The organism is Arthrobacter sp. S39 (genome assembly GCF_004320525.1).
Lineage (GTDB): Bacteria > Actinomycetota > Actinomycetes > Actinomycetales > Micrococcaceae > Arthrobacter.
This window is the reverse complement of sequence record NZ_SIHX01000014.1, coordinates 59,350-77,133: the sequence shown is the minus strand read 5'-3', so window position 1 is coordinate 77,133 and position 17,784 is coordinate 59,350. Positions and strand designations below refer to the sequence as shown.

At 67.0% G+C, this 17,784-nt stretch carries 15 protein-coding genes; 5 read left to right on the top strand and 10 right to left on the bottom strand.

The features are described 5' to 3' along the window. Positions 1-31: 31 nt before the first annotated feature. Positions 32-1,480, bottom strand: a complete 1,449-nt coding sequence (locus tag EYS21_RS20575) for a Gfo/Idh/MocA family oxidoreductase (protein WP_131135102.1) — start codon at positions 1,478-1,480, stop codon at positions 32-34. A gap of 344 nt (positions 1,481-1,824) precedes the next feature. On the opposite strand from EYS21_RS20575, the gene EYS21_RS20570 reads away from it, so the two are divergent. Continuing rightward, positions 1,825-2,859, top strand: a complete 1,035-nt coding sequence (locus tag EYS21_RS20570; protein ID WP_131135101.1) for a LacI family DNA-binding transcriptional regulator — start codon at positions 1,825-1,827, stop codon at positions 2,857-2,859. A 9-nt stretch (positions 2,860-2,868) separates the two neighbouring features. Here the strand turns inward: EYS21_RS20570 and EYS21_RS20565 are convergent, their stop codons facing one another. Continuing rightward, positions 2,869-3,561, bottom strand: a complete 693-nt coding sequence (locus EYS21_RS20565; protein ID WP_131135100.1) for an FCD domain-containing protein — start codon at positions 3,559-3,561, stop codon at positions 2,869-2,871. 116 nt (positions 3,562-3,677) lie between these two features. Between EYS21_RS20565 and EYS21_RS20560 the strand changes: the two genes are divergently transcribed. Beyond that, positions 3,678-5,018, top strand: coding sequence for an alpha-hydroxy acid oxidase (locus EYS21_RS20560; RefSeq protein WP_131135099.1), 1,341 nt, complete (start codon positions 3,678-3,680; stop codon positions 5,016-5,018). A 111-nt stretch (positions 5,019-5,129) separates the two neighbouring features. Here the strand turns inward: EYS21_RS20560 and EYS21_RS20555 are convergent, their stop codons facing one another. Beyond that, on the bottom strand, positions 5,130-5,675 hold the full coding sequence (locus EYS21_RS20555) for a metalloregulator ArsR/SmtB family transcription factor (protein ID WP_131135098.1): 546 nt from the start codon (positions 5,673-5,675) through the stop codon (positions 5,130-5,132). A gap of 154 nt (positions 5,676-5,829) precedes the next feature. Here EYS21_RS20555 and EYS21_RS20550 point away from each other — a divergent pair, with 154 nt between their 5' ends. After that, complete coding sequence (locus tag EYS21_RS20550; RefSeq protein WP_131135097.1) at positions 5,830-6,333, top strand: hypothetical protein; 504 nt, start codon at positions 5,830-5,832, stop codon at positions 6,331-6,333. An 11-nt stretch (positions 6,334-6,344) separates the two neighbouring features. On the opposite strand, the gene EYS21_RS20545 is transcribed toward EYS21_RS20550, so the two are convergent. Then, positions 6,345-7,556 carry an acetoin utilization protein AcuC gene (locus EYS21_RS20545; RefSeq protein WP_131135096.1) on the bottom strand — a complete coding sequence of 404 codons (1,212 nt, stop codon included), beginning with the start codon at positions 7,554-7,556 and terminating at the stop codon, positions 6,345-6,347. A 105-nt stretch (positions 7,557-7,661) separates the two neighbouring features. Here EYS21_RS20545 and EYS21_RS20540 point away from each other — a divergent pair, with 105 nt between their 5' ends. After that, on the top strand, positions 7,662-9,095 hold the full coding sequence (locus EYS21_RS20540; protein ID WP_131135095.1) for a potassium transporter TrkG: 1,434 nt from the start codon (positions 7,662-7,664) through the stop codon (positions 9,093-9,095). Then, the gene (locus tag EYS21_RS20535) at positions 9,088-9,774 is read left to right on the top strand and encodes a TrkA family potassium uptake protein (RefSeq protein WP_131135094.1); all 687 of its coding nucleotides are present in this window, start codon (positions 9,088-9,090) and stop codon (positions 9,772-9,774) included. The genes EYS21_RS20540 and EYS21_RS20535 overlap by 8 nt, the downstream gene beginning before the upstream one ends. Before the next feature lie 13 nt (positions 9,775-9,787). Here the strand turns inward: EYS21_RS20535 and proC are convergent, their stop codons facing one another. The 6 genes from proC to EYS21_RS20505 all read right to left on the bottom strand — a co-directional run bounded on the left by proC (position 9,788) and on the right by EYS21_RS20505 (position 17,771). Further along, entirely contained in the window at positions 9,788-10,621 is an 834-nt protein-coding gene (gene proC / locus EYS21_RS20530; RefSeq protein ID WP_131135093.1) for a pyrroline-5-carboxylate reductase, read from the bottom strand. Positions 10,622-10,921: 300 nt separating this feature from the next. Next, positions 10,922-11,953 (bottom strand): Ppx/GppA phosphatase family protein, encoded by a 1,032-nt coding sequence (locus EYS21_RS20525; RefSeq protein ID WP_131135092.1) that lies wholly within the window; start codon positions 11,951-11,953, stop codon positions 10,922-10,924. A gap of 53 nt (positions 11,954-12,006) precedes the next feature. After that, entirely contained in the window at positions 12,007-12,459 is a 453-nt protein-coding gene (locus EYS21_RS20520) for an SseB family protein (protein ID WP_131135091.1), read from the bottom strand. Between the two features lie 102 nt (positions 12,460-12,561). Beyond that, complete coding sequence (gene topA, locus EYS21_RS20515; RefSeq protein ID WP_131135090.1) at positions 12,562-15,291, bottom strand: type I DNA topoisomerase; 2,730 nt, start codon at positions 15,289-15,291, stop codon at positions 12,562-12,564. 131 nt (positions 15,292-15,422) lie between these two features. Next, positions 15,423-16,064 carry a winged helix-turn-helix domain-containing protein gene (locus EYS21_RS20510; protein ID WP_242633533.1) on the bottom strand — a complete coding sequence of 214 codons (642 nt, stop codon included), beginning with the start codon at positions 16,062-16,064 and terminating at the stop codon, positions 15,423-15,425. A 48-nt stretch (positions 16,065-16,112) separates the two neighbouring features. Further along, entirely contained in the window at positions 16,113-17,771 is a 1,659-nt protein-coding gene (locus tag EYS21_RS20505) for a methyltransferase (RefSeq protein ID WP_131135088.1), read from the bottom strand. Positions 17,772-17,784 lie beyond the last annotated feature (13 nt).

Here is a 17,784-nt window from a genome sequence, read left to right as displayed (position 1 = left end):
GTTTGTTCCTTTAGGTTTTCAGGGCCGCGGGCTAGGCGCCGCGGCGAAGATCGGCGCCGAGGTCCAGGTCCTCGATGCGGACGGGCAGGGACGACTCCAGCGAGCGGTTGCCGGCGATGCCGACCGATACGGAGCGGAGGCCGTCGAGGTAGCCGGACGGCCGGCCCAGCGGGTCCTCGCCGGGACCGTTGAAGAGGTCGGAGAGGAGGAGTTCGTCGCCGCCGCCGTGGCCGCCTTCGCCGTTGACGATCGGCACCTCGTAGGCGGGCTCCCAGTGGCGCTGGACCACGAGGCGTTCGCCGTTGCGCCGGATGGCGTCTTCCTCCTCGATCGGGGTGGCGCTGGGGTCAACCACGGTCTTTTTGTCGGTGCTGCTCAGGACGGCGGCGCGTTCCACCACTTCGAGTTCGGCCCGGCCCTCGGTGCCGTTGACCGACACGCGGTAGCCTTCCCACGGGCTGTGGGCGTTCAGGGAATAGCTCAGGCGCGGCCCGCCCTGGTACTCCACCACGAGTGCCAGGTTGTCCTCGATGGTGATGCCGCCGGTGAAGACGTCCTGGTCACGGCGGTAGCCGTCGTAGTGCTCGTTGTCCAGGAAGAGGGCCTTCAGGCGCTCATCGTCGCGGAGGTCCAGCGCAAACGGGTCCTTCTCGGCGGCGGCGGGAGCACCGGCGTCGGGCGTTCCACGTTCCGGACGGGGGCCCAGGCCGCGCTCGGCGGCGTTCTTGTCCCCATAGAACTTCAGGCCGCCGGAGGCGAAGACACGCTCGGGGACGTCGTTGATCCACCAGTTGACCAGGTCGAAGTGGTGCGATGCCTTGTGGATCAGCAGGCCGCCGGAGTTCTTCTTTTCGCGGTGCCAGCGGCGGAAGTAGTCGGCGCCGTGGACGGTGTCCAGGACCCAGCTGAAGTCGATCGAGGTGACCTTGCCGATCACGCCGCTCTGGATGATTTCCTTCAGGGCACTGTTGCGCGGCGAGTACCGGTAGTTGAAGGTGACCACCACGTTCCGGCCGGTCTCTTCCACCGCCTTGGTGATCCGGCGGCAACCTTCGGCGTCGATGGTCAGCGGCTTTTCGACAACGACGTCGGCGCCCGCCTCGAGTGCCTCGACGATGTAGTCAGCGTGGGTGTAGTCCGGCGTGGTCACCACAACGCGGTCGATGTTGTTGGCCTGGATGAAGGCGGTGAGGTCTGCGGGGTCGAACGAGGCGACGGGGCCCGGGGCCCCGAGTTCCTGGATGAGCTTCTGGTAGAACTCCACGCGGCCGGGGTTGACGTCGGAGAACGCCACCAACTCCGCGGTGTCCGCGTGCTTGCCGAAGATGGCGCGGATGTACATCTCGGAGCGGCCGCCGGTGCCGATCAGGGCGATACGCGCCTTGGTGCCTGAGCCCGGCTCCTGGGCGGCTGCGGTGCCGGTCAGCGGAGCGGACGTGAAAGCGGCGGTAGCAGAACTCGATTCGGCTGTGTTGACCATGAGGGTCCCTTTCGAAGGCTCAATACTCGGCCGGCGGGCGGCCGTTCGTGGTGGTGCATTGCGTAGTTTCCGGAACATCACCGAGAAAGCGTTTTCTCAGAAGCGTTATATGATTTGTACCAAGAGCATGCCGCCCACGTCAACCATTATCCTTCTAATGAGAAAGCGTTTTCTAAGTTGGTGCCCGCAACGCCGTCCCCGCGCCGGCAGCGGATTGCCCCGCCGGCCATAGAAATCGCTTTCCGGGGGCGTTATATGCTTTTTCTCACGACACCGCCATCTGCCGGAATCATCGCCAGCCCTCTGGCGGCAGAATGGCCCGAGGGACCTACGAAAGGCAGACCATGGTCAGGAGATCGGCAACCGGCAGGATCGGCATCGCGGATGTTGCCGTCAAGGCCGGGGTTTCGCATGCCACGGTTTCGCGGGTGATGAACGGAAACTTCACCGTGGATCCGGAGATCGCGGCGCGCGTCCGCGCCGCAGCAGCGGAACTGAAGTACCAGCCCAACCCGGTGGGCCGCAGCCTCGCGCTGGGCAAGACGGACACCATTGGCATTGTGGTTCCGGACCTGGCCAACCCCACCTTCCAGGCCATCCTGCGCGGATTGAGCCGGGCCGCGGCGCAGGACGGCTACCGGGTGCTGATCGCCGATTCCTTCGAGGTCTCCAGCGAGGAAGCCATCCTGGCAGGCGAGGCACGCCGCCGGTGCGACGGCCTGGTCCTCTGTGCGCCCCGCATGAGCGATGCCGAGTTGGAGGAACTGGTTCCTTCGCTGCATCCACTGGTGCTGATCAACAGGACCACAACGGCTGCCGACGTTCCGAGCCTCGTGGTGGATTACGGGCAGGGCGTCCAGGATCTCGCCGGGCACCTGGTGGATCTGGGCCACACGCGCCTGGCGTTCCTGGCCGGCCCGCCCCGCAGCGCCTCCAACGGGCTCAGGCTCCAGGGCCTGGAAGCCTTCAAGGCTGCGCACCCACAGGTGGAGGTCCTGATGCTCGAAGGCGGCTCGGACTTCGACACCGGGCACGAAGCAGTGGACGCCGTGCTGGACAGCGGCGCCACCGGCATCCTCGCGTTCAACGACCTCGTGGCCATGGGCCTGATGAGCGGGCTCCACGAACGGGGCGTGGATGTTCCCGGCGACATCTCCGTCACGGGCTTCGATGACATTCCGTTCGCCCGCTACACCACGCCTACCCTCACCACCGCCGCAGTGCCCATCACGGAGCTCGGCCAGCAGGCCTGGCACCAGATGCGAGCCCTCATCCGCAAGGAAGAAAACGACGCCCCGGGCAGCCGCTACCAGCCGCGGCTGGAAATCCGGGCCAGCAGCGGGCCGGCCAAGGCGCCGCGCACCGCAGCGCACGGCTAAGCGGCCGGACTACGGGGAGTGCCGTACACCAGCCTCCCGGTAGTAGCCCTCGATGTGCGCGGCCACGAGCTTGGCTGCGCGTTCGCCGTCGTCATTCTGGATGGCGTCCAGGATTTCATGGTGTTCCGCCCGCAGCCGCGCCGCGGTGGTATCCCAGTCCGGAAGGTTGGCGGTGAGCCGGGACGCGTAGCCTGTGATGGATTCGCGCAGGGACCCCATCATGGCGCTGACCACGGCATTTCCGGCGGCGTCTGCCAGGGCAAGGTGGAAGCGGACGTCCAACGCGAGGAAATCATCCACGGCCATCCCGTCGGCATCCATTTCCTCCAATAGGCCCGCCGCTCCGGTGAGCTCCGGCGAATCAGGCCGGGCATGCGACGCCGCCCACGATTCCAGCAGGACGCGGGTCTGGACAATGTCGGACACCGGGAGGTGCTGGGTGGCCACGTGGAGCCGCAGTGCCGAGCCGAGCGCCGCCGTCGGATCCGAAATCACCACCGTGCCTGCTTCAGGACCGGAGCCGACGCCGGCACGGACCACGCCCATGGCCTCCAGGATGCGGATCGCCTCGCGCACCGACGTGCGGGATACCTGCAGCTGCTCGGCGAGGGTCCGCTCCGCTGGAAGCCGTCCGCCCACGGCCAGCTTGCCCTCGGAGAGCTGGCCCTCGATCCAGTGCAGGACAAGCTGGTGGGTACGCATACGGCCATCCTACTTGATGTGGTTGGACCACATGCCCTAGAGTGTGGTTAGACCACACACGCGGACCCAGTAGTTTCCGCGTCGAAAAGCTGTCCGGCCCACCAACGGAGGAAGCCATGACCCACACGATCCAGCCGAACAATCCCGAGACCACCCCGGCTCCGGACGCCACGGATGTTCCGGCAACTGCCGCGTCCGCGCCGCGGCCCGCTGCTTCGTCGGCGGTGCCGGCTGCGCTGAAGCGCCGCATCCCGAAGTACTCGGACCTTGCGCCGCTGATGCAGTTCAAGAAGCCCGAGTTCAGCAAGGAAGCCCGGCTCAAGCGTGCCAGCACCATCTGGGAACTGCGCGACATCGCCAAGCGCCGCACCCCGCAGGCGCCCTTCGACTACACCGACGGCGCCGCCGAAGCAGAGATCACCCTGCGCCGTGCCCGCGAAGCCTTCCTGGACATCGAGTTCCGGCCCGGCATCCTGCGCAACGTCTCCCAGATCGACCTGACCACCGACATCCTGGGCAAGTCCTCCCGGCTGCCCGTGGGCATTGCCCCCACGGGCTTTACCCGCATGATGCAGTCCGAAGGTGAGTACGCCGGCTCGCAGGCGGCCGAAGCCGCGGGCATCCCCTACACCCTCTCCACCATGGGCACCGCCTCCATCGAAGACGTGGCCGCCGCCGCCCCGAACGGCCGCAACTGGTTCCAGCTGTATCTGTGGACGGACCGCGACCGCTCGCTGGAACTGATCGAGCGCGCCGCCAAGGCCGGAAACGACACCCTGATGGTCACTGTGGACACCGCCGTCGCCGGCGCCCGCCTGCGCGACGTCCGCAACGGCATGACCATCCCGCCGGCACTGACCATCAAGACCGTCCTGGATGCGTCCTACCGCCCCGCCTGGTGGTTCAACTTCCTCACGCACGAGCCGCTGACCTTCGCCTCGCTGTCCCGCTACACGGGCACGGTGGCCGACCTCATCAACTCGATGTTCGACCCCACCCTGACGTTCGAGGACCTCGACTGGCTGCGCGAAACCTGGAAGGGCAAGCTCGTGGTCAAGGGCATCCAGACCGTTGAGGACGCCCGCAAGGTGGTGGACCACGGCGCCGACGGCGTGGTGCTCTCCAACCACGGCGGCCGCCAGCTGGACCGGGCACCCATCCCGTTCCACCTGCTGCCGGACGTCAAGGAAGCCTTCACCAAGGACAACTCCGACGCCGCCATCATCCTGGACACCGGCATCATGAGCGGCGCCGACATCGTCGCAGCCCTGGCCCTCGGCGCCGACTTCACGCTGATCGGCCGCGCGTACCTGTACGGCCTCATGGCCGGCGGCCGCGCCGGTGTTGACCGCGCCATCCAGATCCTGGAGAAGGACATGGCCCGCACCATGGCACTGCTGGGCGTCAACAAGATCTCCGAGCTGACCCCGGACCACGTGCGCCTGCTCAACAAGTAGGGGCCCCAGCCCGGTTTCGACAGGCTCAACCACCGTGCGGTGATGCCCCAGTCCGGTTTCGACAGGCTCAACCACCGTGCGGTGATCGAGCCTGTCGAGATCCAGGTCTAGTTATTTCTTGCGGCCGAACTTCGGGAGGTTCGGCAGGTTGGCCAGCAGGTCGGCGGCCTTGGTGGCGGCGCGGCCCACCGTCCGGCCGATCTGCTGCGGCACGGTGTCGTCGCTGAGCGGCGCCGCGGTACCGCCCGGAATCACGACGGCGGGACTTAGCTCGGCGTCGTCGCGCGCCAGAACGGCGGCCACGGCTGCGTCGCGCGGCACGGGGGTAGCCACGGCACGTTCGCTGCCGGCTTCCGTCCCCCGAGCCGCAGGTGACTTTGCGGCGGCGGCTGCCGGGCCGACGTCGAACGTTTCCAGCCAGCTGACGATCCCCTCAAGCGGCTTGGGGTTGAGCGCGTAGTAACGCTTCTGGCCCTGGGCGCGCATGCTGACCAGCTGCGCCTCACGCAGGACTTTGAGGTGCTTGGAAATGGTGGGCTGGCTCGCGTCCAGTTCCTCCACCAGCTCCCCTACGGCCTTGTCCCCCGCACGCAAGGATACGAGGATGTCGCGCCGGGTTGCTTCCGCAATGACGGCAAATACGTCGTCTGTCACCATGCCTCCCACCCTAGCGACATATACGCCGAAAGGCATCAACTATTTCGGCCCGTATCCGAACGGCATTGCCCCTTGTCCCGTGCGGTGCTAGAACGGTTTCACGGTTGCCCGGGCTGTCCGGCTGCGGCCGCTCAGAGGTGAGGGGTGGGTGGTTATGGATTTCCTGCGCCAGCAACTGTTCAACATCATCGCGTTCGTCTTCCTGGGCCTTTTTGTGGCGGTCTGGGGCTCCGTTCTGCTGCGCGTCGGATTGTGGGTGCCGGACGGCAGGACGGTGGCGCCGCCCCTGAACGGAGCACTGGTCACAGCGGCCGGGGTGCTGGCCACGTCTCTTAGTTCACTCACCGCTTCTGCACTGGGGTTCACCATCGCCGAGGTCCGCCGCGACGAGCGCGACAAGGAGGCCCGAAGGAGCCCAGGGCCGGCCGCCCCGGGCGGCGCCATGGCCTTCAATCCGTCCGAAGTCACCGCGAGGCTGTCCGGACGGATCGTCGCTGCCGTGGTGGTCTACCTCGCGGTGGGGCTCTTGGTGCTGCTGCTGTGGCTGGTCAAGGGAACGGCGTCCACGGACCTGATCGGGGCGTTCGCATTGTCCCTGCTGGGCTGGCTCATCGGCGCGGCCGGGGTGGTCTTCCAGACGGAGAAGCCCACTACCTGACCGGCAGCGGCTCAGTCGAACCAGGGGTCCAGGCCGTGCAGCGGGAAAACGGCCTTGCGGGTGGCCATGACCGTGCGGTCCACGGCGTCGTTGGGATCGAAGCCCACTTCCCAGGACCGCCACCAGAGCTCGACGTCGTCGCCCATCAGCCCCGGCGTTGCTGCGCCGAATTTCTCGTCCACGTACTTTCGCCAGTCCTCCGGCACGGGGGTCCGCAGCGGCACCGGGCGTCCGGCGGCGATGGCAATCAGGTGGCTCCAGGACCGCGGCACCACGTCCATCACGTTGTACCCGCCGCCCCCTGTGGCGATCCAGCGGTTGCCGCAGTGGCGGGCGGCAAGGTTCCCGACGGCGGTGGCCGCCTCGCGCTGCCCGTCGACGCTGAGGTTGAGGTGCGTCAGGGGATCCGTGCGGTGCGAATCGCAGCCGTGCTGGCTCACGATCACCTCGGGCGCGAAAGCTCCGATCAGCTGCGGGACCACGGCATGGAACGCCCGCAGCCAGCCGGCATCCCCGGTACCGGAGGGCAGCGCAACGTTGACAGCGCTTCCCTCCGCCTGCGGGCCGCCAATCTCATTCGCGAAGCCGGTTCCCGGGAACAGCGTCAGCCCGCTTTCGTGCAGGGAAATGGTGAGGACGCGGGGGTCCTCCCAGAATATGCTTTCCGTCCCGTCGCCGTGGTGGGCGTCGACGTCGATGTACGCCACGCGCCGGATGCCGCCGTCAAGCAGTCTTTGGATGGCCAGGGCCGAGTCGTTGTAGATGCAGAAGCCGCTGGCGCGGTCGCGGGAGGCGTGGTGGAGGCCGCCGCCGAAGTTGACGGCGTGGAGCGCGGACCCGTCCAGCACGGCGGCTGCCGCAAGCAGCGAACCGCCCGCCAGGCGCGCGGCAGCCTCATGCATGCCCAAAAAGGCGGGATCGTCATCGGTGCCCAGTCCCCTGGATTCGTCCGGCGAGGCCGGGTCCTCACTGACCCGGTGCACGGCCGCCACGAACTCCGGCGAATGCACGGTCTCGAGCTCGTCGTCGGACGCCACCTCCGGGGCTTCCACCGAAACGTGCGGAAGGTCCAGCAGGCCCAGGCTGCGCGCCAGGCGGGCCGTCAGGTCCATCCGCTCCGGGGCCATGGGGTGGCCGGGGCCAAAGTTGTACGCGGTCATGGCGGAATTCCACACCACCGTCGTTGGCGGCGCGGGCTGGCTGAGACCGGGCAGGAATGTCATCAATCACAGGCTACCCGAGCACGCCGCCCGCCCAGCCCGGCCATTACGCGCGCATTAGTGGTTTACTACTGAAGGAAACAGTTTCAACCGAGGAAAAGCCACCCCATGACGCAACGCCAGTCGAGGCCCCGGAACCCGGCCAGCTGGCACCCCGCCGCACCGGAGCGCGAAGGCCTGTGGATCTTCACCCGGCTGCGGGACTTCATTGACGACATCGCCAACACCTCCCCTGCCCGTCTTGCCCTGAGCGCGTTCGCCGCCGTCTGCCTCGTCTTCACCTTCCTCCTGTCGCTTCCCGTCTCGTCAGCCACCGGGGCGGCAACACCCCTGCACCAGGCCCTGTTCACCGCGGTGTCCGCTGTGTGCGTCACCGGCCTGACGGTTGTTTCGACGGCGGTGCACTGGTCCTTCTTCGGCCAGCTGGTCATCCTGGTGGGCATCTTCGTGGGCGGCCTGGGAACCCTGACGCTCGCCTCGCTGCTGGCCCTGATGGTGAGCAAGAAGCTGGGGGTGCGCGGCAAGCTGATCGCGCAGGAAGCCATGAACAACGCCGGCCGCCTGGGCGAGGTGGGCACGCTGCTGCGGATCGTCATCACCACCTCTGTGGTGATCGAGGGCGTCCTTGCCCTGACGCTGATCCCCCGCTTTATGACCCTCGGCGAGCCGTTCTGGCAGTCGGTCTGGCACGGCATTTTCTATTCGATTTCGTCCTTCAACAATGCCGGATTCACCCCGCATTCGGACGGCATCGTCCCCTACGAGACTGACCTGTGGATCCTCATCCCGCTGATGCTCGGCGTCTTCCTGGGCAGCCTGGGCTTCCCGGTGGTGATGGTGCTCCAGCAGAACGGGCTGAACTGGAAGAAATGGAACCTGCACACCAAGCTGACCATCCAGGTCTCCTTCATCCTGCTGGCCGCCGGGACCGTACTGTGGGGGCTGATGGAGTGGGACAACGCCCGGACCATCGGGCCCATGGACCTGGGTGACAAGATCACCCATTCGCTGTTCGCCTCAGTCATGACCCGGTCCGGCGGCTTCAACCTCGTGGACCAGAACCACATGGAATCCACCACCATGCTGCTGACGGATGCGCTGATGTTCGCCGGTGGCGGCTCGGCCTCCACCGCCGGCGGCATCAAGGTCACCACCATCGCCGTCATGTTCCTGGCCATTGTGGCCGAGGCCCGCGGCGACGCCGACGTGAAGGTTTATGGCCGGACCATCCCGCAGGGCACCATGCGCGTGGCCATCTCCGTGATCGTCGCCGGGGCCACCCTGGTCTCCGTCTCCGCGTTCCTGCTCCTGCAGATCAGCGGCGCGTCCCTGGACCGTGTGCTCTTCGAAACCATTTCAGCCTTCGCCACCGTGGGGCTGAGCACCAACCTCAGTGCCGAGCTGCCGCCGTCGGGCGTTTATGTCCTGACTGCCCTGATGTTCGCGGGGCGCGTGGGCACCGTTACGCTTGCAGCTGGCCTGGCCCTGCGCCAGCGCAGCCAGCTGTACCACTACCCGGAAGAGAGGCCCATCATTGGCTAATTCCTCAGGCGCGCCCAACCGGCCCGCCCACAACGCTCCGGTCCTGGTGATCGGGCTGGGCCGGTTCGGTTCCTCCACCGCGGAGCAGCTGGTCAAGCAGGGCCGCGAAGTGCTCGCGATCGAACGCGACCGCACCCTGGTCCAGAAGTGGGCTCCGCTCCTGACGCACGTCGTGGAAGCCGACGCCACCAACATCGACGCGTTGCGCCAGCTCGGCGCGCAGGAGTTCAGCTCGGCAGTGGTGGGTGTGGGCACATCCATCGAGTCCTCGGTGCTGATCACGGTGAACCTGGTGGACCTGGGCATCGAGCACCTGTGGGTCAAGGCGATCACGCCGTCGCACGGCAAGATCCTGACCCGGATCGGCGCCAACCACGTGATCTACCCCGAGGCCGACGCCGGCGTCCGCGCCGCGCACCTGGTCTCCGGGCGCATGCTGGACTTCATCGAGTTCGACGACGACTTCGCCATTGTCAAAATGTACCCGCCGCGCGAAACAGTGGGTTTCACGCTGGACGAGTCCAAGGTCCGGTCCAAGTACGGCGTCACGATTGTGGGCGTGAAGTCACCGGGCGAGGACTTCACGTATGCCCGGCCGGAGACCAAGGTTTCTGCCCGCGACATGCTGATCGTGTCCGGCCACGTGGACCTGCTGGAACGGTTCGCCGCGCGGCCCTAATACGGATCTGCCGTTAGCTGAGCTGTTTGGTGATCTCGGCGGCACGGTCCGCGGCGGCCCGGGCACCGGCGGCGATGATCGCGGGAATGCCGCGGTCATCAAAGGTGGCAATGGCGCGTTCCGTGGTGCCGTTGGGGCTGGTGACGGCCTTGCGCAGGGCTGAGGGATCGGCGCCGGGCTCGGCGAGCATAAAGCCTGCTCCTGCCACGGTCTCCCGGGCCAGGAGCAGGGACAGCTCGGGGTCCAGCCCCAGCTCCACACCCGCTGCTGCCATCGCCTCCGCCAGGTAGAACGCATAGGCCGGACCGGAGCCGCTGATGGCCGACAGCGCGTCCACCTGGTCCTCGGGCACCTCCACCACTGTTCCAGCCGCTTTAAGGATGTCCTTGGCCAGCTGGAGCTGTTCGGGTGAGCAGTTGGTGCCCGGGGAGACGGACACGACGCCGCGGCCCAGTTTGGCAGGCGTGTTGGGCATGGTCCGGATGACCGGCTGGCCGGCCGGCAGGGCCGCTTCCAGCTGGGCGATCGACACCGCTGCGGCGACGCTGACAACAATGGTCTTCGGCGACAGCGAGCCGCTGATCTCCTTGGCGAGGGCGGTGATGCCTACCGGCTTGACGCCGAGGATGACCACAGCGGAGCCCTTCGTCGCCTGCTTGTTGTTGTCGGGCTCCTCGTCGCCTGCGATGGCCGTGATTCCGTGGTGTCGCGCTGCCAGTTCGGCCGCGCGCTCTGCCCGCCGGACAGTGGCCACGATGTCGGCGGGGTCGGTACCGCCGTCGATCAGGCCACCCAGGATGGCTTCGTTCATGGATCCACAGCCAAGGAAGGCGATTCGGTTGCTCATTGATCCATCATGGCAGTTCGCACGCGCGGCTGCCCAAACAGCAAGTGAACGCACGACGGCGGAACTCGCCCAGAACGGTTCACAGCTGACTCCCATGTTCGATGCAGGTCGCTCACAACTTGGGGTCCTAACGTAGTTCTTACCTCATTGAGGGTGCGAGTGATGCGGCAAGCATGGGGATGTTTGCCCGAGGCACCGGTGGTCTGCAGCAGGTTTTCCCCCATTTTCCTGCTGCGGACGCCGGTGCTTTCGCGTTAAGCGCCGGTACGGCTACTGACCAGCCGTTGGCCGTTGCGCTGGCTACGGTGCAGCCGCCGGCTGCGTCTCGGCGAGGTAAGGCGCAGCGAGGTGAGGCGCAGCGAGGTGGGGCGCACTGACGTGCGGTGCCGGGTCCAGCGGGCCGGCGAAGACCAGCTGGTCCAGCCGGCGCAGGATCAGGCCCTCGCGAAGGGCCCACGGGCAGATCCTGATCTTCTTGAATTTGAACAGTTCCAGCGAGGCCTCCGCCACGAGTGCCCCGGCAAGCAGCTGGTTGGCGCGTGCTTCGGAGACGCCGGGCAGGTGCAGCCTGTCCTCGGTTTTCATGGCCGAAATGCGCTGCGCCCAGACGCCCAGGTCCGTCCCGTTGAGCTCACGCTTCGCATAGGGGCCGGCAATGCTGGGAGCGGCGCCGGCGATCCTGGCCAGCGACCGGAAGGTCTTGGAGGTTCCCGCGACGAGATTGGCTCGCCCCAGGCCGTCGAACTGCCGGACCGCAGGCTTCAGGGTGGCGCGGATGTAGCGCCGCAGCTCCTTCACGCTTTTGGCCGACGGCGGGTCTTCCGCCAGCCAGTCCCGGGTGAGCCTGCTGGCACCCAGGGGCACGGACGTTGCCATCTCAGGGAGCTCATCCTGGCCGAACGCCATTTCAAAGGAGCCGCCGCCGATGTCCAGGTTCAGGATGGGGCCTGCTCCCCAGCCGTACCAGCGGCGGACCGCGAAGAACGTCATGGACGCCTCCTCGCTGCCCGTCAGCTCCTCGAGGGTCACCGTGGTTTCGTGCTTGACCCGGGCCAGCACCTCGGGACCGTTGGTGGCTTCGCGGATGGCCGATGTACAGAATGCCAGGAGGTCCTCGGCTTTATGCTTGGCCGCAAACTCCCAGGCCTCCAGGACAAAGTCAGTCAGCTCGTGCTGCCCGGCATCGGAGATGTTGCCGTCGGCGTCCAGGTACTGGACCAGCGAGAGTGGCCGCTTATGGGAAGCAAAGGGCACAGGGCGCGCGCCGGGATGGGCGTCGACCAGAAGGAGGTGGACAGTATTGGACCCGATATCGAGGACGCCTAGCCGCATCCTGCCATTATTCACCCGCGCCGCTTGTCGGTCACAACCGGCGCGGGAACATGTCAGTTGGCGCTGGGATCCGCGGGGGCGCCGTCGGGCAGTTCGTCGGCGCGTTTGAAGTCGCGCTTGATGTTGGCCACGCCTTCAGGGTTGATCTCGAAGCCGAAGGCCGCGCCGGGGTTGATGACCATGCCCAGTTCCTCGCCGATGTTGGCGATGATGGCCGCGCCCTGGGTCCCCAGGATGTTCGGCGCCGCCTCGAGGTACTGCTCGTCAACGCGGCTGGGGTGGGAAAAGACCGCCAGGACGGGGTCGCCGTCGGCGTTGGCCAGCACCAGGGGCTCCACCTGGGAGTCCTCGCCTTCAAGGCCCTCCGTGCTGACGACGTAGACCTCGCTGTTGAGGAAGGACAGGATGACGTCCACAGGGCTGCCGTCGGGCTGTCCGCCCTGGGCGAGCTTCTCTTCGAGGTCGTTGAGCGGCGTGGTGTCGGCGGTGCCGGGCTGTTCAGTCATGTATCTACTCGATCATGTTGTGCCCGGCACCGCAATTCCACGGCTACCGGTGATCGAGCTTGTCGAGATCCAGGGGTTTCGACAAGCTCAACCACCGAGTTCCTACTTCTTGGCCGCGGCCTTCTTTTTCGCCGGGGCCTTGCGGGCCGTCGTCGTGCGCTTGACCGGGCCCTTGGCGCGCTTCTCGGCGAGCAGTTCGACTGCCTGCTCCCGGGTGAGCTCCTCCAGGGATGTGGCGCGCGGGACGGTGATGTTGGTGATGCCGTCGGTGATGTACGGGCCGAAGCGGCCTTCCTTCACGACGATGTTTTTCTCCGACACGGGGTCCGGGCCGAACTCGGCCAGCGGCGGCACGGCGGCACGGGCGCCGCGCTGCTTGGGCTGGGAGTAGATCTCCAGGGCCTGCTCCAGCGTGATGGTGAAGATTTCCTCTTCGGACCCGATGGAGCGCGAGTCGGTGCCCTTTTTCAGGTACGGGCCGAAGCGGCCGTTCTGCACCGTGATGAGGTTGCCCTCGGCGTCCTCGCCCAAGGCCCGCGGCAGGCTCATGAGCTGCAGCGCCTCGTCCAGGCTGACGGAGTCCACCGTCATCGACGCGAACAGCGAACCGGTGCGCGGTTTGGCCTTGACGGGCTTCTTCGGCGGCTTCGGCTTGCCGTTTTTGTAGTACTCAACGGGCTGGTTAGCCAGCTGTTCGTCGGTCATCTCGGGGATGACTTCGGTGACGTAGGCGCCGTAGCGGCCGTTCTTCGCCACCACCGTGTGGCCGGTGTGCGGATCGGCACCCAGCACGCGTTCTTCCGGCGCTGCCGTCTCCATCAGCTCGATGGCCTTGGCGGCGGTCAGCTCGTCCGGGGCCAGGTCTTCGGGGACGTTGGCGCGGGAGTTTTCCACGATTTCGCCGGTCTTCGCGTCCACCGTGGCGGCGGAGCTTTCCAGGTAGGGACCGAACTTGCCCACCCGCAGCGTGATCTCGTCCGTGATGGGAATGGAGTTGATCTCACGGGCATCGATCTCACCGAGGTTGTTGACGATGCTCAGCAGGCCCGGATCGGCGTCTTCACCGTAGTAGAAGTGCTTCAGCCAGGCTGACCCTACGGCCTGGCCGTTGGCGATCTTGTCCAGGTCGCCTTCCATGTCGGCCGTGAACTCGTAGTCCACGTAGTCCGTGAAGTGCTGTTCCAGCAGGCGGATCACGGAGAACGCGATCCAGCTGGGCACCAGGGCTGAGCCCTGCTTCCGGACGTAGCCGCGGTCCTGGATGGTGGAGATGGTGGAGGCATAAGTCGACGGGCGCCCGATGCCCTTCTTCTCCAGCTCGGCCGTCAGGGACGCTTCCGTAAAGCGCGGCGGCGGCGAAGTCTCGTGGCCCACTGCGACGATTTCGGACGCCGAGAGGGAGTCGCCCTTGGCCACGTTGGGCAGGCGGCGGGCTTCTTCGCTGTCGTCGTCGCCGCGGCTTTCGTCCTTGCCTTCCTCGTAGGCGGCCAGGAAGCCGGGGAAGGTGATGACGGTGCCGGAGGCCGAGAATTCGGCGTCCCGCCCGTCAGTGGCCACGGCCCCCAGGCGGATGGTCGCCGTCGAGCCCTTGGCGTCACCCATCTGGGAGGCGACGGTGCGCTTCCAGATCAGTTCGTAGAGGCGGAACTCGTCGCCGGACAGCAGCTTGGCCACCTGTGCCGGCGTGCGGAACGAGTCACCGGCGGGGCGGACGGCCTCGTGGGCTTCCTGCGCGTTGGCGGCTTTGCTGGTGTAGACGCGGGGCGACTGCGGGATGTATTCCGGGCCGTACAGCTCCGAAGCCTGCCGGCGGGCGGCCGTGACGGCTTCGTCGCTCAGCGCCGAGGAGTCGGTACGCATATAGGTGATGTAGCCGTTTTCATACAGACGCTGGGCGATCTGCATGGTGCTCTTGGAGGAGAAGCGCAGCTTGCGGCCGGCTTCCTGCTGCAGCGTCGACGTGGTGAACGGCGCGGCCGGACGGCGCGTGTACGGCTTGGTGTCAACGGACCGGACCTGGAAGGCCGCGTCCTGCAGGCCCGACGCCAACGACGTGGCAAGTTCCTCGTTCAGGTGCACCGCATTGCGGGCGGTCAGCACGCCGTTGTCATTGAAGTCCCGGCCGCTGGCCACCTTGGCGCCGTCTACGGCGGCAAGCTTCGCCTTGAACGACGAAGAGCCCGCGCCGAACTGGCCCGTCAGGTCCCAGTAGGAGGCGGCCTTGAACGCCATGCGTTCGCGTTCACGGTCCACCACCATGCGGGTGACCACTGACTGCACGCGGCCGGCGGAGAGCCCGCGGGCCACCTTGCGCCAGAGCACGGGGGAAATTTCGTAGCCGTAGAGGCGGTCCAGCACGCGGCGGGTTTCCTGGGCGTCCACCAGTGCCGTGTCAACATCGCGCAGGTTGTCCATGGCGCGGTGGATGGCTTCCTTGGTGATTTCGCCGAACGTCATCCGGTACACCGGAACCTTGGGCTTGAGCACTTCCAGCAGGTGCCACGCGATGGCCTCGCCCTCGCGGTCCCCATCGGTTGCGAGATAGAGGGCGTCGGCATCTTTCAGCGCGGCCTTCAGCTCGGTGACCTTTTTCCGTTTGTCCGCGGACACCACGTAGTACGGTTTGAAGTCGTTTTCGATGTCGACGGCGAACTTGCCCACCGAGGTCTTCTTCAGTTCTGCGGGGAGCTCAGACGGCTGCGGCAGGTCGCGGATGTGACCGATGGAGGCCTCTACGATGAAGCCCTCGCCGAGGTACTTGGCGATGGTCTTGCTCTTGGCCGGAGACTCCACAATCACGAGTTTCTTGCCTGTTTTGGCCTTGCTTGGCACGGTGCTCCTACAGAAAAAGGTTGCTCGGGCAGATGAGCCCATATTGGCCTAGTTCACCATATTTTCGACAATCGTGCGCATTCCTGTGGAAAACGTGCGCCCTCCGCGAGCGGTCCCGAGCCCCGGGTTTCCTACGTTTCCGCAGGTCCGGACGGGTGTTCCGGGGCTGTTCCGGCGACGGTCCGATCGTCCGGAATCAGCGACCACATGGCCGCCATCCGCTCGGCCCCGGCGGGGATCCTGTGCGGATCGTCGAGGTCGTATTCACCGAGCAAAGCAAACAGGCGCCGGTTCAGTTCGGCCTGCTGCTCGCGGGTGAGGTACAGCAGGTCGCTGGCCAGCACGACGGCGGTGGGGGCCTCCGCGGGTGCGCCCGCACGGCGGCGCTCGTCCCGGGTCCTGGCGTAGGCGGTGGCGCGGCGGCGGAACGCATCCAGTTCAAGGTCGACGACCGGGTTGGCAGCTTCCCCGCCTGAGTTGATGGCGAAGTCCGTTCCGGCTGCCTTCCAGCGCCGCTCCCGTGCGTCGCCTGCCGTCGGAGCGGGGACCACGATGCCCCATTTCTGCAGGGCCCGGAGGTGGTAGCTCATGGCGCTGGGCGTCAGGCCGGTCTGGGCGGCAAGTTCGGTGGCCGTCCGGCTGACCTGGGTGGAATACAGCTCGGAGATGACCTCCAGCCGGGCGGCATGGGCCAGCGCCCGGATCGCCTTCGGATCGGTGATCTCCACTTTCTTCTTCTCCGGGCGCTGCCGGCCTGCGGATTCCGTATTCACGGCTTCAGTGTATCCAGCGTCTGCCAGCTGTGAAGGAACCGTTTGATATCAGGCGGGCAGCAGGAACCCGTCGCGCACCAGGTTCGCCACGTCGGCGAGCAGCCCGCTCCGGAACGTGCCGCCGTCGAACCCGTCCTCCCCTGACAGGGCGCCGCCCAGCAGCGCTTCCAGGGCGCCGGCGATCTGCCCTACGGTCAGGTCGCCGTCGCACGCGGAGACGAAGCCGGCCAGTTCCGTGCTGAGCAGGTTGGTGCGGCGCAGCCCGGCGCCCTGGCGCAGCAGGATCACGCCCGGGTGTTCGGCTCCGGGCCGCTGGTGCCGCTCCTCCGTGACGTCGTCCGCCACAAGCAGGTGTGTGTCTTCGAGATTGTTGGCCGCCAGCCAGTCTGAACGTTCGACGGCGGCGCCCAAGTGGGGTCCGACCGGCTGTTCGATCGGGTAGGTGATTTCCTCAAACCGGCTGACGACGGGCCGGGCGCCGGCAGCGGGGCGCCGCAGGTAGACCATGCCGAAGCCGATGCCCTCCACGTTCCGGGACGCGAAGTCGGCGAGGTAGGCGGCGTAGGCGTTCTGGTAGTGCTGCCGGTCGCGGGATTCGGAGGCGTCCTGCAGCCAGGTTTCGGCGTACTGCTCCGGGCCCACCTGCTCGCGCTGGATGAACCAGGCGTCCACGTCCGGACCGGCCCAGCTTTGCGGCCGGTCCGACCACGACGTCCCCGCTGTGACTTCCCAGTTGCCCAATAGCTGGGCTGTTCCGGCCGGGGCGAGGACCGAGGGAAGGGCTGCCACCAGCGATGCCACGATGTCGTCCCCGGGCAGGCCGCCGTCCCGGTAGGTGAACTGTCCTGACGCGGCCTCGCCGAAGGTCCGGGGCGTGATGACGAACGGCGGATTGGACACCACCAGCTCAAACTCTTCCCCGGCGACCGGATCCAGCAGCGAACCCAGCCGCAGGCTCACCCGGTCCTCGAGCCGGTCCGGGTCAAGATGCAGCGCCTCGGCATTCAGGAGCAGGTTGAAACGGGTGAAGGCCAGCGCCCGCGCGGAGATGTCCGTGGCCGTGACGTGCTCGGCATGGTGCAGCAGGTGGAAGGACTGGATTCCGCAGCCCGTGCCCAGGTCCAGGGCCTTGGCCACGTGGCGCCGGACGGTGGTCTGCACCAGCGTGGTGGAAGCCTGCCCGATCCCCAGCACGTGGTCGTGCCGCAGCACGCCGGCCTGCTGGTGCGCGGCGAGGTCGCTGGCCACCCAAAGTTCGGCGCCGCCGCTGCCGTCCTCGTTGGAGTCCCAGCCGTACGGCCGAAGATCCGCCTTGGCCTGAAGCGCGGCCGGTTCAGAGCCGGGCACGGGCTCAATCAGCCCCAGCTCCAGCAGGCCGTCCGCGCGGATCCCCGGCAGGGCGGCGTCGAGCGTTTCCCGCTGTTGCGGTTCGGCCAGGAGCCAGAGGCGTACGACGGCGGCGAGGGCCGCCGTCGAACCGTCACCCGGAGCTGCGTCCCCCAGTGCGCGCTCGGTGGCCAGCAGCGCAGGGATGACCTGGTCCCGGTTCAGCGCGCGGTAGGCGGACTCGCCCAGGAGCCCGGCCACGCCGTCGAGCGTGTAGTCCACCTTCCGGAGGTCCGCGGCGAGCGCCGTCAGCAGTCCCGGGAGGTCGCTGCGCGGGGCGTCGGGGGTGTTGCCGGCCAGGAAAAGGGTGGAATCAGTCACCGGCCAAGTCTAT